This is a genomic window from Streptomyces shinuiensis (genome assembly GCF_043660855.1).
Classification (GTDB): domain Bacteria; phylum Actinomycetota; class Actinomycetes; order Streptomycetales; family Streptomycetaceae; genus Streptomyces.
The window spans coordinates 2,947,578-2,971,774 of record NZ_JBIHML010000001.1; the positions used below are offsets into that span (position 1 = coordinate 2,947,578).

At 72.2% G+C, this 24,197-nt stretch carries 24 protein-coding genes and 1 tRNA gene; 10 read left to right on the plus strand and 15 right to left on the minus strand.

Going from position 1 to position 24,197, the window contains the following annotated elements:
- The first annotated feature begins 30 nt into the window (after window positions 1-30).
- Window positions 31-762, plus strand: a complete 732-nt coding sequence (locus ACGRHY_RS13320; RefSeq protein ID WP_394638034.1) for a class E sortase — start codon at window positions 31-33, stop codon at window positions 760-762.
- A 142-nt stretch (window positions 763-904) separates the two neighbouring features.
- On the opposite strand, the gene pknB is transcribed toward ACGRHY_RS13320, so the two are convergent.
- The 6 genes from pknB to ACGRHY_RS13350 all read right to left on the minus strand — a co-directional run bounded on the left by pknB (window position 905) and on the right by ACGRHY_RS13350 (window position 8,883).
- Complete coding sequence (pknB, locus tag ACGRHY_RS13325) at window positions 905-2,908, minus strand: Stk1 family PASTA domain-containing Ser/Thr kinase (protein WP_394635557.1); 2,004 nt, start codon at window positions 2,906-2,908, stop codon at window positions 905-907.
- Window positions 2,909-3,046: 138 nt separating this feature from the next.
- On the minus strand, window positions 3,047-4,507 hold the full coding sequence (locus ACGRHY_RS13330; protein WP_394635558.1) for a peptidoglycan D,D-transpeptidase FtsI family protein: 1,461 nt from the start codon (window positions 4,505-4,507) through the stop codon (window positions 3,047-3,049).
- Window positions 4,504-5,907, minus strand: a complete 1,404-nt coding sequence (locus tag ACGRHY_RS13335) for an FtsW/RodA/SpoVE family cell cycle protein (RefSeq protein ID WP_394635559.1) — start codon at window positions 5,905-5,907, stop codon at window positions 4,504-4,506. Before ACGRHY_RS13335 ends, ACGRHY_RS13330 begins: the two co-directional genes overlap by 4 nt.
- Window positions 5,908-5,920: 13 nt before the next feature.
- Complete coding sequence (locus ACGRHY_RS13340; protein ID WP_394635560.1) at window positions 5,921-7,477, minus strand: Stp1/IreP family PP2C-type Ser/Thr phosphatase; 1,557 nt, start codon at window positions 7,475-7,477, stop codon at window positions 5,921-5,923.
- 70 nt (window positions 7,478-7,547) lie between these two features.
- Complete coding sequence (locus ACGRHY_RS13345; RefSeq protein ID WP_394635561.1) at window positions 7,548-8,048, minus strand: FHA domain-containing protein FhaB/FipA; 501 nt, start codon at window positions 8,046-8,048, stop codon at window positions 7,548-7,550.
- Between the two features lie 10 nt (window positions 8,049-8,058).
- Complete coding sequence (locus tag ACGRHY_RS13350) at window positions 8,059-8,883, minus strand: FHA domain-containing protein (RefSeq protein ID WP_394635562.1); 825 nt, start codon at window positions 8,881-8,883, stop codon at window positions 8,059-8,061.
- Window positions 8,884-9,207: 324 nt separating this feature from the next.
- Between ACGRHY_RS13350 and ACGRHY_RS13355 the strand changes: the two genes are divergently transcribed.
- Window positions 9,208-9,291 (plus strand) — tRNA-Leu (locus tag ACGRHY_RS13355).
- 558 nt (window positions 9,292-9,849) lie between these two features.
- Here the strand turns inward: ACGRHY_RS13355 and ACGRHY_RS13360 are convergent.
- Window positions 9,850-10,077 carry a hypothetical protein gene (locus tag ACGRHY_RS13360; RefSeq protein WP_394635563.1) on the minus strand — a complete coding sequence of 76 codons (228 nt, stop codon included), beginning with the start codon at window positions 10,075-10,077 and terminating at the stop codon, window positions 9,850-9,852.
- Between the two features lie 150 nt (window positions 10,078-10,227).
- On the opposite strand from ACGRHY_RS13360, the gene ACGRHY_RS13365 reads away from it, so the two are divergent.
- Entirely contained in the window at window positions 10,228-10,455 is a 228-nt protein-coding gene (locus tag ACGRHY_RS13365; protein WP_394635564.1) for a hypothetical protein, read from the plus strand.
- Here ACGRHY_RS13365 and ACGRHY_RS13370 read toward each other — a convergent pair.
- Window positions 10,452-11,186, minus strand: a complete 735-nt coding sequence (locus tag ACGRHY_RS13370; RefSeq protein ID WP_394635565.1) for a ZIP family metal transporter — start codon at window positions 11,184-11,186, stop codon at window positions 10,452-10,454. The genes ACGRHY_RS13365 and ACGRHY_RS13370 overlap by 4 nt on opposite strands.
- Before the next feature lie 200 nt (window positions 11,187-11,386).
- On the opposite strand from ACGRHY_RS13370, the gene ACGRHY_RS13375 reads away from it, so the two are divergent.
- The 3 genes from ACGRHY_RS13375 (at window position 11,387) to ACGRHY_RS13385 (ending at window position 14,339) form a co-directional block, all read left to right on the plus strand.
- Window positions 11,387-12,775: a DUF2252 domain-containing protein gene (locus ACGRHY_RS13375; RefSeq protein ID WP_394638035.1), complete on the plus strand. Its 1,389-nt coding sequence runs from the start codon at window positions 11,387-11,389 to the stop codon at window positions 12,773-12,775.
- Between the two features lie 204 nt (window positions 12,776-12,979).
- Window positions 12,980-13,882, plus strand: coding sequence for a J domain-containing protein (locus tag ACGRHY_RS13380; protein WP_394638036.1), 903 nt, complete (start codon window positions 12,980-12,982; stop codon window positions 13,880-13,882).
- Between the two features lie 115 nt (window positions 13,883-13,997).
- A complete protein-coding gene (locus tag ACGRHY_RS13385) occupies window positions 13,998-14,339 on the plus strand; it encodes a rhodanese-like domain-containing protein (protein WP_394635566.1) in 342 nt (113 codons plus the stop codon).
- 118 nt (window positions 14,340-14,457) lie between these two features.
- Here ACGRHY_RS13385 and ACGRHY_RS13390 read toward each other — a convergent pair whose 3' ends face one another.
- Genes ACGRHY_RS13390 through paaA form a run of 5 tightly spaced genes read right to left on the minus strand, consistent with a single transcriptional unit; the run spans window position 14,458 to window position 18,050 of the window.
- The gene (locus tag ACGRHY_RS13390) at window positions 14,458-15,525 is read right to left on the minus strand and encodes a 2Fe-2S iron-sulfur cluster-binding protein (protein WP_394635567.1); all 1,068 of its coding nucleotides are present in this window, start codon (window positions 15,523-15,525) and stop codon (window positions 14,458-14,460) included.
- Window positions 15,522-16,043, minus strand: coding sequence for a 1,2-phenylacetyl-CoA epoxidase subunit PaaD (paaD, locus tag ACGRHY_RS13395; RefSeq protein ID WP_394635568.1), 522 nt, complete (start codon window positions 16,041-16,043; stop codon window positions 15,522-15,524). The genes ACGRHY_RS13390 and paaD overlap by 4 nt, the downstream gene beginning before the upstream one ends.
- A complete protein-coding gene (paaC, locus tag ACGRHY_RS13400; RefSeq protein WP_394635569.1) occupies window positions 16,037-16,759 on the minus strand; it encodes a 1,2-phenylacetyl-CoA epoxidase subunit PaaC in 723 nt (240 codons plus the stop codon). The genes paaD and paaC overlap by 7 nt, the downstream gene beginning before the upstream one ends.
- The gene (gene paaB, locus ACGRHY_RS13405) at window positions 16,756-17,043 is read right to left on the minus strand and encodes a 1,2-phenylacetyl-CoA epoxidase subunit PaaB (RefSeq protein WP_394635570.1); all 288 of its coding nucleotides are present in this window, start codon (window positions 17,041-17,043) and stop codon (window positions 16,756-16,758) included. The genes paaC and paaB overlap by 4 nt, the downstream gene beginning before the upstream one ends.
- A complete protein-coding gene (gene paaA / locus ACGRHY_RS13410) occupies window positions 17,040-18,050 on the minus strand; it encodes a 1,2-phenylacetyl-CoA epoxidase subunit PaaA (RefSeq protein ID WP_394635571.1) in 1,011 nt (336 codons plus the stop codon). The genes paaB and paaA overlap by 4 nt, the downstream gene beginning before the upstream one ends.
- Before the next feature lie 291 nt (window positions 18,051-18,341).
- On the opposite strand from paaA, the gene ACGRHY_RS13415 reads away from it, so the two are divergent.
- From ACGRHY_RS13415 to ACGRHY_RS13425, 3 genes are read left to right on the plus strand one after another with little or no spacing between them, the layout of a single operon-like run.
- Window positions 18,342-18,965 carry a DUF5819 family protein gene (locus ACGRHY_RS13415; protein ID WP_394635572.1) on the plus strand — a complete coding sequence of 208 codons (624 nt, stop codon included), beginning with the start codon at window positions 18,342-18,344 and terminating at the stop codon, window positions 18,963-18,965.
- The gene (locus tag ACGRHY_RS13420) at window positions 18,962-20,320 is read left to right on the plus strand and encodes an HTTM domain-containing protein (RefSeq protein WP_394635573.1); all 1,359 of its coding nucleotides are present in this window, start codon (window positions 18,962-18,964) and stop codon (window positions 20,318-20,320) included. The genes ACGRHY_RS13415 and ACGRHY_RS13420 overlap by 4 nt, the downstream gene beginning before the upstream one ends.
- Window positions 20,317-20,988, plus strand: a complete 672-nt coding sequence (locus ACGRHY_RS13425) for a TrmH family RNA methyltransferase (RefSeq protein ID WP_394635574.1) — start codon at window positions 20,317-20,319, stop codon at window positions 20,986-20,988. The genes ACGRHY_RS13420 and ACGRHY_RS13425 overlap by 4 nt, the downstream gene beginning before the upstream one ends.
- A gap of 88 nt (window positions 20,989-21,076) precedes the next feature.
- Here ACGRHY_RS13425 and paaN read toward each other — a convergent pair whose 3' ends face one another.
- A complete protein-coding gene (paaN, locus tag ACGRHY_RS13430) occupies window positions 21,077-22,789 on the minus strand; it encodes a phenylacetic acid degradation protein PaaN (RefSeq protein WP_394635575.1) in 1,713 nt (570 codons plus the stop codon).
- Window positions 22,790-22,967: 178 nt separating this feature from the next.
- On the opposite strand from paaN, the gene ACGRHY_RS13435 reads away from it, so the two are divergent.
- On the plus strand, window positions 22,968-23,624 hold the full coding sequence (locus ACGRHY_RS13435) for a TetR/AcrR family transcriptional regulator (RefSeq protein ID WP_394635576.1): 657 nt from the start codon (window positions 22,968-22,970) through the stop codon (window positions 23,622-23,624).
- A 63-nt stretch (window positions 23,625-23,687) separates the two neighbouring features.
- Here ACGRHY_RS13435 and ACGRHY_RS13440 read toward each other — a convergent pair whose 3' ends face one another.
- Complete coding sequence (locus tag ACGRHY_RS13440; RefSeq protein WP_394635577.1) at window positions 23,688-24,188, minus strand: Lrp/AsnC family transcriptional regulator; 501 nt, start codon at window positions 24,186-24,188, stop codon at window positions 23,688-23,690.
- Window positions 24,189-24,197: the final 9 nt, after the last annotated feature.

Consider the following 24,197-nt stretch of genomic DNA (forward strand, 5'->3'; position numbering starts at 1 on the left):
GGAGGGGAACGGGCGGTGCGTCGGGTGGCAGTGATCGACCAGGACAACGGTTCGCGGACGGATCCGCCGCCCGCCCCCCGCCGCCGCCCGTGGCTTCCGGCCGTCGTCAGCCTGCTGGGCGAGCTGTTGATCACCGCCGGTGTGGTGCTGGCCCTCTTCGTCGCCTACTCGCTGTGGTGGACGAACGTGCTCGCCAACCGCGAGGCCGAGCGCGACGGCGACGAGGTGCGCGAGAGCTGGGCGCAGGACGGGCCGGGCGGCGAGGGGAAGAAGGAGTACGAGGGCGGGGACGGCGTCGGCTTCCTCCATGTGCCGTCGATGGGCGGCGAGGTGCTGATCAAGAAGGGCACCGACACCGAGGAGCTGAACAAGGGCGTCGCCGGCTACTACACCGATCCCGTGGAGGCCGCGCCGCCGTGGGAGGGCGAGGGCAACTTCTCGCTGGCCGCGCACCGCGACGGCCACGGCGCCAAGTTCCACGACATCCACAAGATCGACGAGGGCGACCCGGTCGTGGTGGAGACCGAGGACACCTGGTACGTCTACAAGGTCTACGAGACGCTTCCCAAGACCTCCAAGTACAACGTCGGCGTACTGGCGGACATCCCCGAGGAGTCCGGGAAGAAGAAGCCCGGCCGTTACATCACCCTGACGACCTGCACCCCCATCCTCACCTCCGACTACCGCTACATCGTGTGGGGCGAGCTGGTGCGCACCGAGAAGGTGGACGAGCAGCGCACCCCGCCCGAGGAGCTGCGCTGAGCGGCGGGCGCCGACGGGCGGGCGCGGGCCCGCGCCCGCCCGCCCGGGAACGGGGACGGAAAGCCCGGGGGCCCCGACCGGTCGGGGCCCCCGGGCTTTCCGCGTACGTACGGGCCTCACGGGCGGCGGGCGCCCGTCGGGATCAGTCGTCCCCGCCGGTCATCCCCTCGATGAAGCCGCCGCCACCGCCCGGCCCGCCGTCCCCGCCTCCGCCGCCGAAGGTGCGCACGGTGACCGCCTCGCCCTTCTTGAGCTGGGTGCCGGCGGGCGGTTCGGTGGTGAGGACGACGGCGTTGTCGTCGCCGGGACCCGACACATTGACCTTGAAGCCGGCGTCCTGGAGCGTCTTGCGGGCGTCCTTGAGCGGTGTGCCCGCCGGGATGGCGGGGACGGCCACCTGCTCCTGAGCGGGCGCCTTGGCCACGATCAGGGTGATGGGGGTGTCCGCCTCGACCTTCTGGTTCCCCGGGGGGTCCTGCTTGAGGACCGTGTTCGGGGGCTTCTCGGCGTTCTCCTGCTCGGCGCGCGAGATGTTGGTGAAGCCCGCGTCCTGCAACTGCTTCCTGGCCGCCTCGAAGTCCTGCCCGACGACGGGCGGCATGGTCGGCCGCGGGTCCTCGGTGGCCACCGTGATGGTGACGGTGGTGCCAGGCTTGGCACTCCCGCCGCTCGCCGGATCCTGCTCGGTGACGGTGCCGGCCGGCTGCTCCGAGACCTCGGTCTCGCGCTTGACCTCGAAGCCCGCGTCCTTCAGCTCCTGCTCGGCGTCGTCCGCCGTCTCGCCGACGACGTCGGGGACCTCGACCTCGCTGGGGCCCTTGGACATGATCAGGGTGACCGTCTCACCCTCCTCGACCTCGGTGCCGGCCACCGGATCGGTCTTGCAGACGGTGCCCTTCTTCTCCTCGCAGAACTCGCTGGCGCCCTTGGTGACCTCGAGTCTGGAATTGGCAGCCTTCTGCCCGGCCTCCTCGAAAGTGTTCCCGATCAGGTTCGGCACCTTCGGGTTGTTCTCGGTGGGGCTGAAGATCACCTTGCCGATGAAGACCGCGCCGACCAGCACCAGGATGCCGCCGAGGACCAGCAGGATCGTGGAGAGCTGGTTGCGGCCCCCGCCGCCGCGCCGCCGGTCGGGCCGCTCGTCGTAGCCGTAGCCGCCGTCGTCCTCGCGCATCGGCGGCAGCATCGACGTCTGGGCGGACACCGGGGCCGTGGCGCGCAGGGCGGTGGTGGGCTGGTCGTCGGGGTGGTAGCCGCCGCCCGTGCCGTAGGCGGCCGCTCCCATGGCCGCCGCGGCGCCGACCGGCTGGCCGTCCAGGGCCGCCTCGATGTCGGCGCGCATCTCGTCGGCGGACTGGTAGCGGTAGTCCGGGTCCTTCACCAGCGCCTTGAGGACGATGGCGTCCATCTCGGGCGCGATCTCGGGATCGAAGGAGCTGGGCGGCTGCGGCTCCTCGCGCACGTGCTGGTACGCCACCGCGACGGGGGAGTCCCCGACGAACGGGGGTCTGACCGTCAGCAGCTCGTACAGCAGGCAGCCGGTGGAGTACAGGTCGGAGCGGGCGTCGACCGTCTCGCCCTTGGCCTGCTCCGGGGAGAGGTACTGGGCGGTGCCGATGACGGCGGCGGTCTGGGTCATGGTCATGCCGGAGTCGCCCATGGCGCGGGCGATGCCGAAGTCCATCACCTTGACCTGCCCGGTGCGTGTCAGCATGACGTTCGCGGGCTTGATGTCGCGGTGGACGATGCCGTTGCGGTGCGAGTACTCCAGCGCCTGGAGGATGCCGACGCACATCTCCAGGGAGCGCTCGGGCAGCAGCTTGCGCCCGGAGTGCAGCAGCTCGCGCAGGGTCGAGCCGTCCACGTACTCCATGACGATGTACGGGATGGAGATCCCGTCGACGTAGTCCTCGCCGGTGTCGTAGACGGCGACGATCGCCGGATGGTTGAGCGAGGCGGCGGACTGGGCCTCACGGCGGAAACGAGCCTGGAACGTGGGGTCGCGCGCGAGGTCCACCCGGAGGGTCTTCACCGCGACGGTGCGGCCCAGGCGGGTGTCATGGGCGAGGTAGACCTCGGCCATACCACCCCGGCCGAGCACCGAGCCCAGCTCGTACCGGCCGCCGAGGCGACGCGGCTCTTCCATAGTCTCCAGCCCTCTCCGTGCGTCCTGACCGTCTCCCTGCGCGGTCCGGCGGTGCTGCTCGGCATACGGTACCCGGACCGTGCGGCAGGCCGGGATGCGACCGCCGACGTGACCGCCGACGTGACCGGTGCCTCCCGGTCACCTCTTGCCGTCGAGAGCCGCCTCCATCATGGCCCTGGCCACCGGAGCGGCCAGCTTGCTGCCCGCGATGTCGTCGCGGAGGACGTCGGCGCTCTCGACGACGACCGCGACGGCGATCGGGGTGGAGCCGTCGGAGGTCTTGGCGTACGAGATGAACCAGGCGTACGGGTTCTTCTCGTTGTTCTCGCCGTGCTGCGCGGTACCGGTCTTGCCGCCCACTGTGACGCCGTCGATCTGCGCGGGGGTTCCCGTGCCCTTCTCGACGACCGTCTCCATCATCTGCTGGAGCTTCTGGGCGTTCTCCCCCGAGACCGCCTCGCCCATCTCCCTGGGCTTGTGCTCCTCGACGACGTTGAGGCTCGGCGCGACGAGCTGGTCCATCATGTACGGCTCCATCAGCTTGCCGTCGTTGGCGACGGCGGCGGCGACCATGGCCATCTGGAGCGGGGTGGCGCGGTTGGACGCCTGGCCGATGCCGGCCTGGGCGTTCTGCGAGTCGATGTCCTCGGGGTAGACGGACTCGGCGGTGCGGACCGGGACGAAGTGCTCCTGGTTGAAGCCGAACCGCTCGGAGTACTCGATCATCTTCTCGTTGGTCACTTCGTGACTGATCTTCGCGAAGACGGTGTTGCACGACCACTGCATGGCCACCCGCAGCGAGGCGTCCTCGCAGGGGTGGTTGCCGTCGTTGACCATGTCGGTCCTGGTGCCGGGCAGCTCGTACGGGTCGGGGGAGTCGGTCTTCTCGTCGATGCTCTCGTACAGGCCGCTCTCCAGCGCCGCGGCGGCGGTGACGACCTTGAACGTCGAGCCGGGCGGGTAGGTCTGGCGCAGCGCCCGGTTGAGCAGCGGCTCGTCCTCGTCCTTCAGCAGGGCGTTCCACTTCTCGGCGTCCTTGGAGGAGCTTCCCGCGAAGGAGGACGGGTCGTAGGAGGGGGTGCTGACCAGACCCAGGACCGCGCCCGTCTCGGGGTTGATCGCGACGGCGGCGCCCTTCTTGTCGCCCATGGCCTCGAAGCCGGCCTTCTGGACCTTCGCGTCCAGCGTCGTGACGACGTTGCCGCCCTTCTGGTCCTTGCCGGTGAGCATGTCGATGGTGCGGTTGAAGAACAGCCGGTCGTCGTCGCCGGTGAGGATGCCGTCGTAGATGCCCTCGAGCTGGGTGGCGCCGAAGGCCTGGGAGGCGTAGCCGGTCACCGGGGCCCAGGTCTTGCCGTTCCTGTACGTCCGCTTGTACTTGAAGTCGGTGCCCTCGACCTCTTTCGAACCGGTGATCGCCTTGCCGTCGACGATGATGTTGCCGCGCGGCTGGGCGTACCGTTCGATGGCGACCCGGCGGTTGTGCTTGTCGTTCTGCAGATCGTCGGCCTGGGCGAACTGGATCCAGTTGCTGCGGACCATCAGGGCCACCATCAGCAGGCCGCAGAAGATGGCGACACGGCGCAGGGGCTTGTTCACGATCGGACCACCTGGGTCATCTCGGCATCGGGTGAGGGTGCGGGAGCCGGCGCGGGCCGCCGGGCGGTGTCGCTGATCTTCAGCAGGATCGCGACCAGCGCCCAGTTGGCGATGACCGACGAGCCGCCCTGGGCGATGAAGGGCATGGTCATACCGGTCAGCGGGATCAGGGCCATCACACCGCCGGCCACCACGAAGACCTGGATGGCGAAGGCCGCGGACAGTCCGACGGCCAGCAGCTTGCCGAACGGGTCGCGGGCGGCCAGGGCGGTGCGGATGCCGCGCTCGACGAGCAGGCCGTACAGCAGCACGAAAGCCATGACACCGGTCAGGCCCAGTTCCTCGGCGACGGTGGCGAAGATGTAGTCGCTCTTGGCCGCGAACATGATCAGGTCGGAGTTGCCCTGGCCCAGTCCGGTGCCGAGGATGCCGCCCGCGCCGAAGGCCCACAAGGCCTGTGCGGGCTGGTTGGCCCGGCCGGTCTCGCGGACGGTGTGGAAGGGGTCGAGCCAGTCCTGGACACGGCTCTGCACATGGGGCTCGAAGCTGGCCACGGCCACCGCGCCGACGACGGCCAGGGTGAGGCCGAAGAGGATCCAGCTGGTGCGCTCGGTGGCCACGTAGAGCATCACGACGAAGAGACCGAAGAAGAGCAGCGAGGTGCCCAGATCGGTTTCGAAGACCAGGATGAGCACGCTCAGGCACCAGATCACCAGGATCGGGCCCAGATCGCGGCCGCGCGGCAGGTACAGGCCCAGGAAGCGTCGGCTGGCCAGCGCCAGGGCGTCCCGCTTCACCATCAGATAGCCGGCGAAGAAGACCGCGATGATGATCTTGGCGAACTCGCCGGGCTGGATGGACATCCCGCCGATGGAGATCCAGATCTTGGCGCCGTTCACCGCGGGGAAGAACATCGGCAGGATCAGCAGGACCAGCGCGACGACCATGGAGATGTAGGTGTACCGCTGCAGGATGCGGTGGTCCTTGAGGAAGATCAGCACCGCGAGGAAGAGTGCTATCCCCAGTGCGGACCACATCAGCTGACTGGACGCGCCGGGCGGGTCCACCAGCCGCTCCGACTGGTCGAGCCGCCAGATCAGCACCAGCCCCAGCCCGTTGAGGAGCGTGGCGATCGGCAGCATCAGCGGATCGGCGTACGGCGCGAATCTGCGCACCACGAGGTGGGCCACGCCGGCCATCAGACCGAGGCCGAGGCCGTAGCCGAGCATGCCCGCGGGCATCTCGCCGTTGATGGCCAGGCCCACGTTGGCGTAGGCGAACACCGGGATCAGCACGGCGAAGACGAGCATCGCCAGCTCGGTGTTGCGGCGGCTGGGCAGACCGCCGGGGGAGATCGTCGTGTTGCTGCCGGTGGTCCCGGTGGCTTGACTGGTGCTCATGGCGTGCGGCCCCCTATGACGTGGTGCACTGCTTGGCGAGCCTCTGCTGCTCCTCCGGAAGGGTGGGGCCGGGGGTGGGAGCGGTCGGGCTCTTGGTGCTGGCGGTGGCGGCGGAGTCGAGGGAGTCGGAGGACGCGGTCGGGCCGGGGGAGGCGGACGGCTCGGAGCGCTCGCCGGCCCCGGCGCCCTCGCTGGCGGAGCCGCTCTCGTCGGCCTTCCCTGCCTCCGCCTCCGCGCGCTCCTTCTCCCTGCGCTGGGCGGCGACGATCTCGCAGACCTCGGCCTGCTCCGCCAGCTTCTCCAGCCGGTTCTCCGCCTGGTCGAGGCTGTCCATGGAGATTCCGGCCTCGACCTCGTTGCGCTGGTAGGTCGGGAGGTACTTGAGTTCGACCGATGAGCTCCGCTCGACCTCGCTGAGCTGGATCCAGCCCAGCTTCTGGCCGATGCCGCGGTAGATCGCGACGCGGTCGCCGTCGGCTCCGACGTAGAACTGGGTCTGGGTCCATCTGTGGGCGCCGTACAGGCCACCGCCGAGCAGACCGAGGACGAGCAGGGCGAGGAAGATCCGCTTCAGCCACCTGAACCGCTTGCGCGGCTTGGCGAAGTCGTCCTCGGCGTAGGCGCCGAACGCCCCGGCGGGCGGGGTGGCGTCACCGCTGCCGGGCGGGCCGAAGCTCCCCTGCGGGCCCTCGGGCGACTGCTGCTGGGGCACACCGCCGCGGCCGAGTTCGGCGGCGCGGGCGGCGGGGGTCCGGAGGGTGCCCGGGTCGCCGAGCTGCTGCTGGTTCTCGGCGACGGCGCCGACGATGACCGGGGTGTCGTTGAGCCGGCCGGCGAGGGTGTCGTCGCCGACGTCCAGGACGTCCGCGACGATGCAGGTGATGTTGTCGGGACCGCCGCCGCGCAGGGCGAGCTGGATCAGCTCCTGCACGGTCTCGTGCGGCTCCTGGTGGGCGGCGAGGGTCTCCTCCATCGTCTGGTGGCTGACGACGCCGGACAGGCCGTCGGAGCACAGCAGATAGCGGTCCCCGGCCCGCACCTCGCGGATGGACAGGTCGGGCTCCACGTGGTCGCCGCTGCCCAGCGCGCGCATCAGCAGGGAGCGCTGCGGGTGGGTGGTGGCCTCCTCCTCGGTGATCCGGCCCTCGTCCACCAGGCGCTGGACCCAGGTGTGGTCCTGTGTGATCTGGGTGAGCCGGCCGTCGCGCAGCAGGTACGCGCGGGAGTCGCCGACGTGCACCAGGCCGAGCCGACGGCCCGTCCACAGCAGGGCGGTGAGCGTGGTGCCCATGCCCTCCAGATGGGGGTCCTCCTCGACCATGACGCGCAGCTGCTCGTTGGCGCGCTGCACCGCGGTGCCCAGCGAGGTGAGCAGGTCGGAGCCGGGGACGTCGTCGTCCAGCTGCACGAGGATCGAGATCACCTCCGAGCTGGCGACCTCGCCGGCGGCCTGGCCGCCCATCCCGTCGGCGATCGCGAGCAGCCGGGGACCGGCGTAGCCGGAGTCCTCGTTGCCCTCGCGGATCATTCCTCTGTGCGATCCGGCGGCGAAGCGCAGTGACAGACTCATGCGCACCTCGCCCGTCGGCTCCGGGTACATCCGCACGGTGCCCACCCTCCGGTCGTCATGGTCGCGTTCACTACTTCCGCAGCTCGATGACCGTCTTGCCGATGCGGATCGGCGCACCGGGCGGGATCGGCGTCGGTGTGGTGAGCCGGGTCCGGTCCAGGTACGTGCCGTTGGTGGAGCCCAGGTCCTCGACGATCCACTGGCCGTCGCGGTCCGGGTAGATCCTGGCGTGGCGGCTGGAGGCGTAGTCGTCGTCCAGCACGATCGTCGAGTCGTGGGCCCGGCCGAGTGTGATGGTCTGGCCCTGGAGGGCCACGGTGGTGCCGGTGAGCGACCCCTCGGTGACCACCAGCTTGGTCGGGGCGCCGCGGCGCTGCCGCCCGCCGCGGGCCGGCTGCTGCGGGGCCTGGCGCGGCTGGGGAGGGCGCTGTGCCTCGGCGCGGCGGGCCGTGCGCTGGGTCACACGGGTGCCGAAGAGGTCGCTCCTGATGACCTGCACGGTCACGATGACGAACAGCCACAGTACGGCGAGAAAACCCAACCGCATGACCGTCAGGGTCAGCTCTGACATTGCCCCCGCTTCACCCTTCGGCTTGCCGGTAAATGATCGTGGTGCTGCCCACGACGATGCGTGAGCCGTCGCGGAGCGTAGCGCGCGTGGTGTGCTGTCCGTCCACCACGATGCCGTTGGTGGAGCCCAGATCCTGGACCGTCGCCGGGTGTCCGGCCCGGATCTCGCAGTGGCGCCGCGAGACGCCGGGATCGTCGATGCGCACGTCGGTCTCGGTGGAGCGGCCCAGCACCATGGTGGGGCGGGAGATCTGGTGTCGGGTGCCGTTGATCTCGATCCAGCGGCGGGTCTGGGCGGGCGGCACCGGAGCGCCGGGGGCGTGTCCGGGAGGCGGCCCGGCCGGCATGGGCGGCGGCCCGGCCGGGCGCTGCGGCGGGTATCCGTAACCGCCGGGGGCGCCGGGGGCGCCGGGGGCGTGTGCGGGAGGCGGTGCGCCCTGCGGTGACTGGTGCTGGGAGCTGCTGGAGGCGAGGGTGCGGCTGCGCACCCGGTACAGGCCGGTGTCGAGGTCGTCGGCCCGCTCCAGGCCGACCTTGACCGAGCCCATGAACGTGTAGCGCTGCTGCTTGGCGTACTCGCGCACCATGCCGGCCAGCTCGTCGCCGAGCTGGCCGGAGTACGGGCTGAGGCGCTCGAAGTCCGGGGCGCTGAGCTGGACGACGAAGTCGTTGGGAACGACCGTCCGCTCCCGGTTCCAGATGGTGGCGTTGTTGTCGCACTCGCGCTGGAGGGCGCCCGCGATCTCGACGGGCTGCACCTCGGACTTGAACACCTTGGCGAAGGTGCCGTTGACGAGACCCTCGAGACGCTGCTCGAAGCGCTTCAGAACTCCCACGGTGCACCTCCTTCCCCGATGCCCACGGCTCTAGTGCGCCGGTCGCGGTCGCGCACGACGCGTTGCCTTCCAATACTGCTTACTGATCGTATCCACGCGCGGGGTGAACGGCTGGTTCCCCACCCGGGGCCCGGCGCGCGGGTGCCGACCCTCACACGGATCGTAGAGGTGGCACGGGGCCAGTGTCCCAAACCGTGGGCGGTCGATATGGGTGTGAGACCACCCCGGACAGCGTGCTAATGTTCTGTGTGTCGCCAGGCGATCCCACCGAACCGGACGAGAACCTTCCGGAAGGTGTGGGAGAATCGAAGCGGCAACACCCATGCGCGGGTGGCGGAATAGGCAGACGCGCTGGATTCAGGTTCCAGTGCCCGAAAGGGCGTGGGGGTTCAACTCCCCCCTCGCGCACAGAGAAGTACCGAGGAGCGGGTCTCCGGAAGTGGTGAAAGTCACTCCCGGGGCCCGTTTCTCGTTGTGGGCGCCTGAACTCCGTGCAGGCGGAACGGGAGCGCGCGACCGTATCGGTGCGGCAGACCAGGAGGTCGGGCAGCAGCGGACCGGGGCGGTCGTGGACGAGGGGACCGCGTCACGGGGACGGTGTGCGCCCGGCAGCCGTGCGACGAGCGACCGGCCCCGGCGTCCCTGCCGCGCCCGGCCTTCCGGGCGAGGCGCCGACGAGCCGTTCCCGGCTCTCCGGGAGCCGGCGGCCTCGGCGGCGAAGTGCGCGAGGCGGTGGTCGTCCTTCTTCGTCGGCCCGTCGTCGTCCCCCCGTGGGTGTCCTTCGGTGTCCGCCGTCACGGCGGGATGCCTCCGGGGCGCGAGCGGGTCACGGCGACGGGCCGGGCGCCCGGTGGGCCCGGCGCGGCAGGGACGCCGGGGCCGGGCCGTGGAAGCGGCCGCGGGAGCCGGTGCGTACGACGGTCGGGCCGGTCACCGGCACTCCGTTCGGGTGCGCCGCGGCGGTTGTCAGTCCTCCGTCCGGCGCGATCGGCGCAGTTCCTCCAGATCGCGGCGGAGCCGGGCGATCTCCTCCCTCAGATCGCGCAGGTGATCGGCCAGTTCACCGGTGTCGGCCGAGCTCCGGCCGGAGCTCGGCGGCTCGGGCGGGGGGCCGTAGGACTCGGGCGGGGGGTAGTAGCCCGGAGGCGGATAGAGCGGGGGTGGACGTAGTGATGCCAGGGACCGTGTCCGCACCAGCAGCTCATGGGATCCTCCTTTTCCACTGTCTCCGATGTCGCATAAATCACGGTTCGCGCGTATCGGACGGGAGACTTCCCCGCCGCCCCGGTCAGCCGGTGCGGGCCCGGGGCCCCGGCCTCCTGTCCCGAGCCGGAGGGAGCCGCGGTGGAACGCGTGGTCGGGGAACGGGTGGTCGACGGCCACCGGGTGAAGATCGTGGAGGATGCCGAGGACGAGGGGGCGGGTTTCCTTCTGATCGTCGACGGGATCCCGGCGGAGGAGGCGGAGACGTTCGCCGACCCTCCGACCGACGGGGAGATCCGGGCCCTGCCCGGGGCGCGCGGCCGTGACCGGCGCCGGACGGAGCCCGGCGCGGCGCCGGCCGGCCGCTAGGCGAGCAGGGCGATGCCCAGCAGGGCGGCCAGGCCCAGCGCGAAGCTCGCGGTGTGCAGGACCTTCTCCCGCGGGACGGGGGAGGTGGTGATCTCCGGAAGCAGGTCCGCGACCGCGATGTAGAGGAAGTTGCCGACCGCGAACGGCACCAGCACGGCGACGTCGATCCCGTCGGCCGCGGCGTAGGCGGCCAGGCCGCCCAGGGGGAAGGTGAGGGCCGAGACCAGGTTGTACGCCAGGGCCTGGCGCGGGCTCCAGCCGCTGTGCACCAGGATGCCGAAGTCCCCCAGTTCCTGCGGCACCTCGTGCGCCGCGGCCACCAGCCACGTCACCAGGCCCAGCCGGACGTCGACCACGAACGCGCCGCCCACCGCCATCCCGCCGACGAGGTTGTGCAGCCCGTCGGCGATCAGGATCAGACAGCCCAGCGGCCGGTGGTCCGACACCGGGCGGTGGCAGTGGTGCCAGTGCAGGAACTGCTCCAGCACCAGGAACGACAGCAGCCCCGCGGCCACCCACGCGTAGACGGTCAGGTCGTTGCCGAGTACCCGCACCGACTCGGGCAGCATGTGGAACAGCGCGCCGCCCAGCAGGGCGCCGGCCGCCAGGGCCACCAGCGGAACCACCACACGCCTGAACGCCCGCTCGGGCAGCAGCAGCGCGATGCCGCCCGTCAGCGCCAGCGCGCTCATGGCCAGCCCGGACAGCACGATCCACCACAGAACGGACATGCCGGAACGTTATCCGCCGCTTCCGCCGTGTTCCCGGAGCGGAGGCTCTCCGGGCAGCGGGCGGGGCGCCGGGTCCGGTCGTCCCGCCCGCTGCCCGGGAGCGGGATCGGGAGGTACCTTCTAACCCGCTGATCGTCGCGGTCGGCGCGGGTCGGCGCCGGCCCGCGCCGACCGCTGGTAAGTAGCAGGGGGTGGGGGCCGTGGACGAGCGGCTGCCGTATGTGCCGGGTTTCGCGGACCGGCGGAGTCCGCGGGAGCCCAAGCGGGAGGGCAGGGCGCTGCGGGAGGCGGTGCCGAGGCGTGCCCACGCGGAGTTCTCCGCGAGCCCGGAACGGCCGGACGCGGTGACGGCCGTGGAGGAGTCCAACCGGGGCCGGATCGAGGAACTGGTGCCGATCCGGGTCGGCCGGATGGTCGCCTCGCCCTTCGCGTTCCTGCGCGGCTCCGCCGGGCTGATGGCGTACGACCTGGCACACGGCACGCCCGCCACCGGCGTCGGCGCGCAGATCTGCGGTGACGCGCACGCCGCGAACTTCGGTCTCTACGGCGACGCCCGCGGTGGTCTGACCATCGACCTGAACGACTTCGACGAGACCGCGCGCGGCCCCTGGGAGTGGGACCTCAAGCGGCTGGCCGCCTCCCTGGTGCTGGCCGGGCGGGAGACGGGGGCGGACGAGGACGTGTGCCGGACGGCGGCGTACGACGCGGCCGGCGCGTACCGGCACACCCTGCGGTTGCTGGCGAGGATGCCGGCGGCCGACGCCTGGAACGCGGTCGCCGACGAGGAACTCGTCTCGCACGCCGACGCACACGACCTGCTGGGCACCCTCCGGCGGGTCTCGGAGAAGGCCCGGCGCAACACCAGCGCGCGCTTCGCCGCCAGATCCACCCGGGAAACCGACGGCGGCCGGGTCTTCGTGGACGCCCCGCCGGTGCTGCGCAGGGCGTCCGACGCGGAGGCGGCGGCCGTGGCCGCCTCGCTGGAGGAGTACCTGGGGACGCTGCCGGAGGACCGGCTGCCGCTGCTGGCGCGGTACGCGGTCCACGACGTGGCGTTCCGGGTCGTGGGCACCGGCAGCGTGGGCACGCGCTCGTACGTGGTGCTGCTCCTGGACCACCGGGGCAAGCCGCTGGTGCTCCAGGTGAAGGAGGCGCGGCCGTCGGTGCTGCGGCCGTACACGGCCCTGGCGGGCGTCGGCGGGCCGGAGCCGGGGCACGAGGGCCGCCGGGTGGTACTGGGGCAGCAGCACATGCAGGTGGTCTCCGACACACTGCTGGGCTGGACGACGGTGGAGGGGCGGCCGTACCAGGTGCGGCAGTTCCGCAACCGCAAGGGCAGCGTGGACCCGGCGGCGCTGGGGCCCGGCGAGATCGACGACTACGCGCGGATGACCGGCGCCCTGCTGGCCCGCGCGCACTCCCACAGCGCCGATCCGCGGCTGCTGGCGGGGTACTGCGGCAAGTCGGAGGAGCTGGACGAGGCGGTGGCCGCCTTCGCGGTGGCCTACGCCGACCGTACCGAGAGGGATCACGCGGAGCTGGAGACCGCGGTGCGCGCCGGGCGGCTGCCGGCCGAGCGGGATGTGTGAGGGCCGGTGTGCGCGGCCGGGCGTGAGGGCTCGTGTGGGGGCGGGGGTGTGGACGGGGATGTGAGGCCCGGGCCCGGGGAGCCGTAGGCTGGCCGGGTGGCGCCGCCGTCCGGCCGGGGGGTCTTCCCGGTGGCCGCGGCGCGAATCCCGGTCAGGGTCACGGTCAGGGCCGGGGTGCAGTGGAACGCCGTCGCGAGGAAGCCCGTGGAACCGGAAGCCCAGCAGGAAGCCCGGCAGGCCGGGCACGAGCCGCAGGACGCGCCAGAGGCCGCCCCGAGCGCCGGCGGGGAGGCCGTCGAGCGCCTGGAGCGAGCCGTGCGCGCGGCCGAGACGGCGCTGATCGAGTACGAGATCGCCGTGGAGACCTTCCGGGTCGAGGTGGAGAACTTCTCCCGGCTGCATGAACAGCGGCTCGGCCCGCTGTACGGCCGGATCGAGGAACTGGACGTCCTGATCGCCGAGGCGGCGGCCGCGTGCACCGGTGATCCCGAGGATGTGCGCAGGGCGCGTGAGGCACGTGCCTCCTTCCTGCCGATGCCGGCCGTGGAGGAGCTGTACCAGGGGTGGATGGACTCCGCCGGGCTGCCGCCGGAGGCCGTCGCGATGCTCACCGGGCAGCGGGTGCGGCCCCCGGAGCGGGTGCGGCCCAGCGAGCGGGCCAGGCGCCTGTACCGGGAGCTGGTGCGCTCCGCGCATCCGGACCTGGTGCAGGACGACGCGGAGCGCGGGCGGCGCGAGGAGTTCATGACCCGGGTGAACAAGGCGTACTCCGACGGCGACGAGGAGGTGCTCGCCGCGCTGGCCGAGGAGTGGGCCGCCGGGCCGCCGACCGGGGAGGAGCGGGAGGCCGCCCGCGGCGAGGAGCTGTACGCGCGCCTGGAGTGGCTGGCGCGGCGCAAGGAGAAGCTGGCCGCGGCCGCGGCGGAGCTGGAGGAGGGCGCGATCGGCTCCATGCTCAGGCTGGCGCCCGACGATCCGGACGGCCTGCTGGAGGAGATCGCCGGGCGGCTGCGCGAGCGGATCGCCGAGAAGGAGGCGCGTCTGGCCGAGCTGACCGGTCGGACGGGCCAGGCGGGGTGTACGGGTGATCCGAGGCCGACGGGTTAGGTTCTCGGCCGGCGGCCGGCCGGATCACCGGGCCGGAGCGTGCGGAGTGTGCGGAGTGTGTGGACTGTGCGAGACGGCGCCGGAGAACCGGGGCCGGTGAGAGGGGCGTGACCTGATGCAGTATGGCCGGATTCCGTCGGTGGAGGTCACGGCGGTGCCGTCGGAGGGCCTTCTGCTGGACGTCCGGGAGGACGACGAGTGGGTGGCCGGACATGCCGAGGAGGCTCTGCACGTGCCGATGAGCGAGTTCGCGGAGCGGTTCGGCGAGGTGACCGAGAGGGCCGCGGACCGGCGGGTGTACGTGGTCTGCCGGGTCGGCGGCCGGTCGGCGCAGGTCACGCGGTACCTGCTGGGGCAGGGCATCGACGCGGTGAACGTCGACGGCGGCATGCTGGCCTGGGAGGCGGCCGGGAAGCCTCTGGTGAACGACGGGCAGGGGCCCGCCCGCGTGGCGTGACACGCGGCGCGTGCCGCGCGACTTGAGCTGTGAACGGGAGGGGCCCGGCGCGGGGGTCGGAGCGCGCCGGGCCCACCGGCAGTGCGAAAGCCGGCTGTACGAGGGGCCGTGGGGCTCCTCAGGCGTCGAAGTCCACCTCGACGGTCTCGGTGACCGGCCGTGACTGGCAGGCCAGCACATACCCCGCCGAGACCTCCTCCGGCTCCAGGGCGAAGTTGCGGTCCATGCTCACCTCGCCGGACACCAGCCGCACCCGGCAGGTGCCACACACCCCGCCCTTGCAGGCGTAGGGCGCGTCGGAGCGGTTGCGCAGCACTGTCTCCAGCAGCGTCTCGCCCTCGGCGGCGGGCCAGACGCCCATGCGGCCGTCGAGCACGGCGGTGAGCTTCGAGCCGCCGGGCGCGGTACGGGCGGCGGTCCGCTTCTCCACGGCCGGGGAGGCGTCGTCCACATGGAAGATCTCCTGGTGGACCGCGGCTGGGGGCACCCCGAGCGCGGTCAGCGCGCGCTCCGCCTCCCGGACCAGCCCGTGCGGTCCGCACAGGAACCAGCCGTCCACGTCGGGCACCGGCAGCAGGGCCGGCAGCAGGTCGGCGAGGCGCTCGGCGTCGAGCCGCCCGGTGGGCAGGCCCGCCTGACGCTCCTCGCGGGAGAGCGTGTGCACCAGATGGAAGCGGTCCGGGTGGCGGTCCTTCAGCTCGGCGACCTCCTCCAGGAACATCGCCGACGCCGCAGTGCGGTCGGCGCGGATCAGGCAGAACCGGGCGTCCGGCTCCTCGGCCAGCAGTGTGGAGGCGATGGACAGCACAGGCGTGATGCCGCTGCCGCCGGCGACCGCCGCGAAGCGGCCGGGACGGGGACGCAGGGTGAAGCGGCCCGTCGGGGGCATCACGTCGACCGTGTCCCCGGCGGACAGCTCCTTGACGGCGTGGGCGGAGAACGCGCCGCCCTCCACCAGCCGGATGCCGACCCGCAGCACCGGCTCGGCGGGTGCGGGGACGGAGGGGGAGCAGACGGAGTAGGTGCGGCGCACCTCCGCGCCGTCCACCTCACGTCGCAGGGTGACGTGCTGGCCCGGGATGTGCCGGAAGGTGTCGTGCAGCCCGGGCGGCACCTCGAACGCCACGGCCACCGAGTCGTCCGTGAGCCGCTCGACCTCGCGGACCCGGAGCGGATGGAACCTCATAGCAGCTCCTTGAAGTGGTCGAACGGCTCCCGGCAGGAGGCGCAGCGGCGCAGCGCCTTGCAGGCGGTGGAGGAGAAGCGACTGAGCAGGGTGGTGTCGGTCGAGCCGCAGTGGGGGCAGCGGATGGCCAGGTCCACCGCGACCGGCCCGCCGCTCCCGGTGGCCCCCGCACCGGGCCGGGGCGGGGCTATCCCGAACTCGGCCAGCTTGCGGCGGCCCTCGGCGGTTATCGCGTCCGTCGTCCAGGGCGGGGAGAGGACCGTGCGGACCGTCACCTCCGCCACGCCGTGCTCGCGCAGTGCCCGCTCCACGTCGGCGGACATCGCCTCCACCGCAGGGCAGCCGGTGTAGGTGGGGGTCAGCTCGACCTCCACCCGGCCGGGCCCGAGTACGTGCAGACCGCGCAGTACTCCCAGCTCGGCCAGGGACACCACCGGCAGCTCCGGGTCCGGTACGGAGCCGGCGACCCCGCGCAGCTCCGCCTCCAGCGCCGTCGCCTCCGCCGGGGGCGTCACCACGACGCTCCCGGGTGGCTGCGGTGCAGATGCTGCATCTCGGCGAGCATCCGGCCGAACGGCTCGGTGTGGACGCCCTGCCGTCCGGCACCGGCGGCCCAGGGGCTGCTCCGCGGTCCTTCGGGAACGGCGAGGGCCGCACGCTCCAGCACGGCGGTGATGCGCCGCGCCCACTCCTCGTCCAGCCCGGCCCAGTCGACGTCCAGGCCCTCGACGGGCCGGAACAGCTCGCCGGTGTAGCGCCACAGCCCCTCCAGCGCGTCCTTCATGCGCTTGTGGCTCACCTCGGTGCCGTCGCCCAGGCGCAGCGTCCAGTGCTCGGCGTGGTCGCGGTGGTAGGCGACCTCCTTGACCGCCTTGGCGGCCAGGGCGGCGAGCTCCGCGTCGTCGGTGCCGCCGCCGGCCAGCCGCTCGTACAGCAGCTCCTGGTAGGTGGAGAAGTACAGCTGGCGGACGATGGTGTGGGCGAAGTCGCCGTTCGGCTGCTCGACGAGCTGCACGTTGGTGAAGGCCCGTTCCTCGCGGAGGTATGCCAGCTCGTCCTCGTCGCCGGCCATCGTCAGCAGGGTGCGGGCCTGGCCCAGGAGGTCCAGTGCGATGTTGGCGAGGGCGACATCCTCCTCCAGAACGGGTGCGTTCCCGGCCCACTCCCCCAGTCGGTGGGAGAGGACCAGCGCGTCGTCACCGAGGGCCAGCACGGCCGTGCTGGGAGCGCTCACAGGTGCTGCACCCCTTCCGGGACCTCGTAGAAGGTGGGATGGCGGTAGGGCTTGTCGGCGGCGGGCTCGAAGAACGGGTCCTTCTCGTCGGGCGAGGAGGCGGTGACCGCGGACGACGGAACCACCCAGATCGAGACGCCCTCCGACCGCCGGGTGTACAGGTCCCGCGCGTTGCGCAGGGCCATCTCGGCGTCGGGCGCGTGCAGGCTTCCGGCGTGGGTGTGGGACAGGCCGCGCCTGCTGCGGACGAAGACCTCCCACAGGGGCCAATCGCTGGTGGTCATGCCGCCGTCCTTCCGTCGCCGTCCTGCTCGCCGTGCTTGCGGGCGTACGCCGCGGCGGCCTCGCGCACCCAGGCGCCCTCTTCGTGGGCGCGGCGGCGGCGGTCCAGCCGCTGCTCGTTGCAGGGGCCGTTGCCGCGCAGCACCTCGTGGAACTCGGACCAGTCGATCGGCCCGAAGTCGTAGTGCCCGCGTTCCTCGTTCCACCGCAGCTCGGGGTCGGGCAGGGCCAGGCCGAGGGACTCGGCCTGGGGCACGCAGATGTCCACGAAGCGCTGGCGCAGCTCGTCGTTGGAGTGCCGCTTGATCTTCCAGGCCATCGACTGGGCGGAGTGCTTCGAGGCGTCGTCGGGCGGCCCGAACATCATCAGCGACGGCCACCACCAGCGGTCCACGGCGTCCTGCGCCATGGCGTGCTGGGCCTCGGTGCCCCGGCTCAGCGCGAGGAGCAGCTCGTATCCCTGGCGCTGGTGGAAGGACTCCTCCTTGCAGACGCGGACCATGGCCCGCGCGTAGGGCCCGTAGGAACAGCGGCACAGCGGCACCTGGTTGGTGATGGCCGCACCGTCCACCAGCCAGCCGATCGCGCCGACGTCGGCCCAGGTCAGGGTGGGGTAGTTGAAGATCGAGGAGTACTTCTGGCGCCCGGAGTGCAGTTTGTCCAGCAGTTCGTCGCGACTGGCGCCGAGCGTCTCGGCGGCGCTGTAGAGGTACAGCCCGTGCCCGGCCTCGTCCTGCACCTTCGCCATCAGGATCGCCTTGCGGCGCAGCGAGGGCGCACGCGTGATCCAGTTGGCCTCCGGCTGCATGCCGATGATCTCGGAGTGGGCGTGCTGGGCGATCTGGCGCACCAGTGTGGCGCGGTAGGCGTCGGGCATCCAGTCGCGCGGCTCGATCCGCTCGTCCGCCGCGATCGCCGCGTCGAACGCCCCCTGGTACGCCTCCTGACCCGCCTCCTCGTGCGCCCCGGGACCTCCGCCCCGGTCCGTTTCCGGCAGCAGCGTCGTCATGCAGAGCTCCCTTGCTCCTGGCGAGGAACCAACCGACCGATCGTTCGGTTCAATGGTGGTCGTCCGGGCCCCAAGGTGTCAAGGCTGTGGATAACCTCGTAGGGCCGCCGCGGACCGGGGCGGCCGCGGGGGAGCGCGACCGGTGTCGCGGGGTCGTGAGAGCGGGGCCCGGCCGGGCCCGAGATCGGGGAGGGCATGGATCCACAAGCACAGACGCGCCGGGAGGCACCGCCGCCCCCGTCGGCTGACGGCGCACCCTCCGGGACGCCTTACGGAAAAGCCCCGGGCGTGATGTCGCTCCCGCCCGCGGCGCGGATCGCCGTCGCGGTGGCGCTGGGCGTCGTCACCGTGCTCACCGGCGTGCACCTGGCGATGGTCTTCCTGCACGTCGCGCCGGACAACACCCTCAGCAAGCAGCACGGCCCGACGGTCTCGGACTACATCAACCCCGAGTTCGAGCAGAACTGGAAGCTGTTCGCCCCCAACCCGCTCCAGCAGAACGTCGCCGTCCACGCCCGCGCGGAAGTGGTCCGGCCGGACGGCGGACGCGAGCGGACCGGCTGGGTGGACCTGACGGCGATGGACATCGGCAACATCCGGGGCAACCCCTTCCCCAGCCACACCGACCAGAACGAGCTCCGCCGCGCCTGGGACTTCTTCACCGGCTCGCACGACGAGGAGAACCGGTCCAGCGGGCTGCGCGGAGACCTCTCCGAGGAGTATCTGCGGCGGATCGTGATGTCGCGGTTCGGGCCCGAGCTGAACGGCGGCGAGATCAGGCGCGTGCAGGTGCGGTCGGCGACCACGCCGGTCGCGCCGCCGCCGTGGAGCGGTGAGAGCGCGGGTGCCGGGACCACGCACCGGGTGCTGCCCTGGTGGCCGGTCGACCGCACGGACGTCCCGGAGGACCAGTGACACAGCCCGAGAACGGCTTCCCCGCCCCGTCCGCCCCCGCCCCGTCCGTCCCCGGCGCCCGGCGGCCAGGGGAGCGGCCGTCCGGCGAATCGCCCGCCGCACCGCCCCGGCCGTGGTCGCGGCGCCTGCTGTCGAAGGCCGACGAAGCGGTCGTACGCGGCATCGTCCGGGTCAGCGACCGGGCGCTGGGCCCGTACCAGAGCGCGGTCGTCCGGATCGGCTTCTCCTTCACCTGGCTGGTCTTCCTGCTCTTCGAGTGGCCCCACCGGCGCGAGCTGTACGGCCCGGACGGCCCGTGGAGCTGGGAACTGGGCGAGCGGCTGGTGGCGGGCAACCACGCCTTCACGGTGCTGCTGTGGTCCGACAGCGCCGTCTGGTTCGAGGCCGTCTACGCCCTCGCCGTCCTCTCCTCCGCCGCGCTGCTGGCCGGCTGGCGGACCAGGACCATGTCGGTGCTGTTCATGGTCGGCGTGCTGTCCCTGCAGAACCGCAGCGTCTTCATGGGCGACGGCGGCGACAACGTCATCCACCTGATGGCGATGTACCTGGTGCTCACCCGCTGCGGCCGGGTCTGGTCGCTCGACGCCCGCCGCGCCCGCCGCTCCGGCGCCGGGGGGGCCGACCTGGTCGGCATCGCGCTGTGGTCGCTGCTCGGCGCCGTCCTGCTGGTGGCCACCGCGGGCGGCCGGCTGAGCTGGTTCGGCGACGACGGACCGGTGCTCTACGTGGGCTGGGCGACCTTCCTGTGGAGCCTGTGGCTGGTGTACGGGCTGTGGTGGTACGTCACCCGCCCCGCGGACGGACGGGCCGGGCGGGAGAACGTCCGCCGGCTGATGGACGTCCTGGGCAACATCGTCCACAACGCCGTCCTGCTGATCATCATGGCCGAGGTCTGCCTGATCTACGCGACCGCCGGCTGGTACAAGGTCCAGGGCTCCCGCTGGCAGGACGGCACAGCCGTCTACTACCCCCTGCACCTGGACTACTTCTCCCCCTGGCCGGCTCTGGCCGAGGTGCTGGGGAGCAGTGGGCTGATGGTCATGCTGATCACCTACGGCACGGTGATCGCCCAGGTGGCCTTCCCCTTCACCCTCTTCAACCGCCGGGTGAAGAACGTGCTGCTCGCCGTGATGATGCTGGAGCACGCCTCCATCGCCGTCATCCTCGGCCTGCCCTTCTTCTCGCTCGCCATGATCGCGGCCGACGCCGTCTTCCTGCCGACGGTTCTCCTGGTCTGGATCGGGGCCAGGACGTCCCGGGCGACCTCACGGCTGCGCCGGGGACGCCCGCGCGAGCCGGAGGAGGCGGCTCAGCCGTCCGGGGCCGACGGCCCCGCACGTACCCTCGTGGGGTGAGCGAAGGCGAGACGGAGAACCGGCCCGTGCGGGACGAGCCCGTGCAGTACGACGAGGGCTACGGCGCGGAGGTGGGCGTCGGTCCCCACCCCGGGCCGTGGCCCGTCGGCGAGCACTACGACCCGGAACTGCTGGCCCGCGGCGACCGGCGCAACGTCGTGGACCGCTACCGCTACTGGACCCGGGAGGCGATCGTCGCCGACCTCGACACCCGGCGGCACGACTTCCACGTCGCGGTGGAGAACTGGAACCACGACTTCAACATCGGCAGTGTCGTGCGCACCGCCAACGCCTTCCTGGCCAAGGAGATCCACATCGTCGGAAAGCGCCGGTGGAACCGGCGCGGCGCGATGGTCACCGACCGGTATCAGCACATCACCCACCACCCGGACGTGGCCGCGCTGGCCGACTGGGCACGGGCCGAGAGGCTGCCGGTCATCGGGATCGACAACCTACCCGGCGCCGTCCCGCTGGAGACCACCGAGCTGCCCCGCCGCTGTGTGCTGCTCTTCGGCCAGGAAGGGCCGGGGCTGACGCAGGAGGCGTGGAAGCACGCCGAGCGCGTCTGCTCCATCGCCCAGTTCGGCTCCACCCGGTCCGTCAACGCGGGCGCGGCGGCGGCCATCGCCATGCACGCCTGGATCCGCGCGCACGCCGACATCGGCTGAGAGCGACCCGCCGGGAGCCGCCCGCTCCCGGGGGCCCGCCGCGCGGCGAGCCCCCGGGAGCCTTCGGACCCTCCGGGAGCGGGAGGCGTCAGGCCTGCCTGCGGACCTCCACCACGCGGAAGCGGCTCGCCACGAACGCCCCGTCGCACAGCGCGGCGTTGGCCGCCGGGTTGCCGCCGGAGCCGTGGAAGTCGGAGAACGCAGCGGTCTGGTTCACGTACACCCCACCGGTGAGGTTCAGCGAGAGCTGGGCGCACTCCTCCAGACAGGCCTCCTCCACCAGCCGCTCCACCTCCGGCGAGGTGGTGTACGCGCCGACCGTCATCGCGCCCTTCTCCCGGACGGTGCGGCGCAGCAGCTCGACCGCCTCGGCAGCGGAGTCCACGGCGACGGCGAAGGAGACCGGGCCGAAGCACTCCGACATGCAGACCTCCTCCGACTCGGGCTTCGTCCCGTCCAGCCCGACGATCGCCGGGGTGCGGACCGTGGCGCCGGGGAACTCCGGGTGCTCCACCGCGCGCGAGGCCAGGATGGTCTCGCCCAGCTCCGGCGCCCCCTCCAGCCGCTCGCGCACCCCGGGGTTGACGATCGCGCCCAGCAGCGCCACCGCCCGCTGGTCGTCGCCCAGCAGCTTGTCCACCGCGCCCGCCAGATCGGCGGTGAACTCCGCGTAGGACTTGTGGCCCGCGTCCGTGTCGATGCCGCCGCGCGGGATCAGCAGGTTCTGCGGGGTGGTGCACATCTGGCCGCTGTAGAGGGACAGGGAGAAGGCCAGATTGCCCAGCATGCCCCGGTAGTCGTCGGTGGAGTCGACGACGATCGTGTTGACGCCGGCCTTCTCGGTGAAGACCTGGGCCTGGCGGGCGTTGGCCTCCAGCCAGTCGCCGAAGGCGGTCGACCCCGTGTAGTCGATGATCCGGACCTCGGGGTGTACGGCCAGCTCCCGGGCGATGCCCTCGCCGTCCCGCTCGGCGGCCAGCGCCACCGTGTTCGGGTCGAAGCCGGCCTCGGCGAGGACCTCGCGGGCGGTCCGCACCGTCATCGCCAGCGGAAGGACCGCGCGCGGATGCGGCTTGACCAGCACCGGGTTGCCCGTGGCCAGGGAGGCGAACAGACCCGGGTAGCCGTTCCAGGTGGGGAAGGTGTTGCAGCCGATCATCAGCGAGACGCCGCGCGGCACCGGTGTGAACTCCTTGGCCAGCTCCAGCGGGTCCCGCTTGCCCTGCGGCTTGGACCACCGCGCCGATTCCGGGGTGCGGGTCTGCTCGGCGTAGGCGTACGCCACCGCCTCCAGGCCGCGGTCCTGGGCGTGCGGGCCGCCGGCCTGCATCGCCATCAGATAGGCCTGCCCGCTGGTGTGCATCACCGCGTGGGCGAACTCGTGGGTGCGCGCGTTGATCCGGGCCAGGATCTCCAGGCACACCAGCGCCCTCACCTCCGGCCCCGCGTCCCGCCAGGCGGGCAGCGCGGCACGCATCGCGGGCAGCAGCGCCCCGATGTCGGCGTGCGGGTACTCCACGCCCAGCCCGATGCCGTACGGCGAGACCTCGCCGCCCACCCAGCCGTCCGTGCCGGGCTGGTCCAGCTCGAAGCGGCGGCCCAGCAGGGCGTCGAACGCGGCCTTCCCCTCGGCGGGACCGAGCGTGCCGTGCTCCCCGCCGTACGCCTTGGGGTGCTCCGGATACGGGGACCAGTAATCCCTGGTGCGGATCGCCTCCAGTGCCATCCGAAGCGTCGGGCGGTGCTTCTCCGCGAGCCCCTCCTGGGTCAGTGGCGGGGCCTGGGTGGGTGCGGCGGCCATCGGGGACCAACTCCTCGTCGAGCTCGTCGAGCGGGCGGCGGTGCCGTACGGACGGCGCCCGGGCGGGCCGTGGAGGGCGCGCGGGCCGCCGTGCGCGGACGGGCGGACAGGTAGATACTGCTACCGAACGATCGGTCGGGGCAAGAGGGGCAGGCCGCCTGTGGATAACATCGAGGCCATGCCAGCCAAGCCGCCAGCCAAGCCGCCAGCCAAGCCGTCGGCCGGGTCGCCGGCCAGGCCCTCCGCCAAGTCGCCGGGGCGCGACACCTACACGCCCGAGTCGCTCCTCGCGGTGGCCGTGGAGGTGTTCAACGAGCGTGGTTACGACGGCACTTCGATGGAGCACCTCTCCCGTGCGGCGGGGATCTCCAAGTCCTCCATCTACCACCATGTGCGGGGCAAGGAGGAACTGCTGCGCCGGGCGATAGCCCGCGCCCTCGACGGCCTCTTCGCCATCCTGGACGAGCCGGACGCCGGCCGGGGGCGGGCGATCGAGCGGCTGGAGCACGTCACCCGCCGCACCGCCGAGGTGCTGATGGCCGAGCTGCCCTACGTCACCCTGCTGCTGCGGGTGCGGGGCAACACCCGCACCGAGCGCTGGGCGACGGAGCGCCGCCGGGAGTTCGACCACCGGGTGGCCGGACTGCTGAAGGACGCCGCCGCCGAGGGCGACATCCGCTCGGACCTCGACGCCCGGCTGGCCACCCGGCTGCTCTTCGGAATGATCAATTCCATCGTGGAGTGGTACCGCCCGCAGCCCGGGGACGCCGCGGACCGCGAGCGGGTCGCCGAAGCGGTGGTGCGGCTGGCCTTCGAGGGGCTGCGCAGGCAGTAGCGGCGGAGGAGCGGAGGGCGGGGCGCGGGGCAGGGGGCCGGAGCGGGCCGCCCGGCTCGCCGCTCACGGCTCGGGTTCGAGGTCGGTCTCCTCGAAGACCAGCAGGGTGCGGGTGCTCAGCACCTCCGGCATCGCCTGTATCCGGGTGAGCACCAGCTCCCGCAGCGCCCGGTTGTCGGCGGTGTGCACCAGCAGCAGCACATCGAAGTCGCCACTGACCAGCGCGATGTGCGCGGCGCCCGGCAGTGCCTGGAGCTTCTCGCGCACCGCGCGCCAGGAGTTCTGCACTATCTTCAGCGTGATGTACGCCGACGCGCCCTGACCGGCGCGCTCGTGGTCCACCCGGGCCGCGAAGCCGCGTATCACCCCGTCCTCCACGAGGCGGTTGATCCGGGCGTACGCGTTCGCCCGGGACACGTGCACCCGTTCGGCGACCGACCGTATCGAGGCGCGCCCGTCCAGCTGCAGCATCCGCAGGATGGACCGGTCGACGGGATCGAGCGGTCTGGCGGGCGGCCGGTGTCCGTCCTCCGGCGCCTCGGGGGCCATCTGTTCTTCCGGCATGGCCTGCCG

Bases quoted from the DNA above. Each gene is read 5' to 3' on its own strand.
- pknB (WP_394635557.1), bottom strand. From the start codon at position 2,908: ATGGAAGAGCCGCGTCGCCTCGGCGGCCGGTACGAGCTGGGCTCGGTG.
- ACGRHY_RS13335 (WP_394635559.1), bottom strand. From the start codon at position 5,907: ATGAGCACCAGTCAAGCCACCGGGACCACCGGCAGCAACACGACGATC.
- ACGRHY_RS13340 (WP_394635560.1), bottom strand. From the start codon at position 7,477: ATGAGTCTGTCACTGCGCTTCGCCGCCGGATCGCACAGAGGAATGATC.
- ACGRHY_RS13345 (WP_394635561.1), bottom strand. From the start codon at position 8,048: ATGTCAGAGCTGACCCTGACGGTCATGCGGTTGGGTTTTCTCGCCGTA.
- ACGRHY_RS13370 (WP_394635565.1), bottom strand. From the start codon at position 11,186: ATGTCCGTTCTGTGGTGGATCGTGCTGTCCGGGCTGGCCATGAGCGCG.
- ACGRHY_RS13385 (WP_394635566.1), top strand. From the start codon at position 13,998: ATGCAGTATGGCCGGATTCCGTCGGTGGAGGTCACGGCGGTGCCGTCG.
- ACGRHY_RS13390 (WP_394635567.1), bottom strand. From the start codon at position 15,525: ATGAGGTTCCATCCGCTCCGGGTCCGCGAGGTCGAGCGGCTCACGGAC.
- paaB (WP_394635570.1), bottom strand. From the start codon at position 17,043: ATGACCACCAGCGATTGGCCCCTGTGGGAGGTCTTCGTCCGCAGCAGG.
- paaA (WP_394635571.1), bottom strand. From the start codon at position 18,050: ATGACGACGCTGCTGCCGGAAACGGACCGGGGCGGAGGTCCCGGGGCG.
- ACGRHY_RS13415 (WP_394635572.1), top strand. From the start codon at position 18,342: ATGTCGCTCCCGCCCGCGGCGCGGATCGCCGTCGCGGTGGCGCTGGGC.
- paaN (WP_394635575.1), bottom strand. From the start codon at position 22,789: ATGGCCGCCGCACCCACCCAGGCCCCGCCACTGACCCAGGAGGGGCTC.
- ACGRHY_RS13435 (WP_394635576.1), top strand. From the start codon at position 22,968: ATGCCAGCCAAGCCGCCAGCCAAGCCGCCAGCCAAGCCGTCGGCCGGG.
- ACGRHY_RS13440 (WP_394635577.1), bottom strand. From the start codon at position 24,188: ATGCCGGAAGAACAGATGGCCCCCGAGGCGCCGGAGGACGGACACCGG.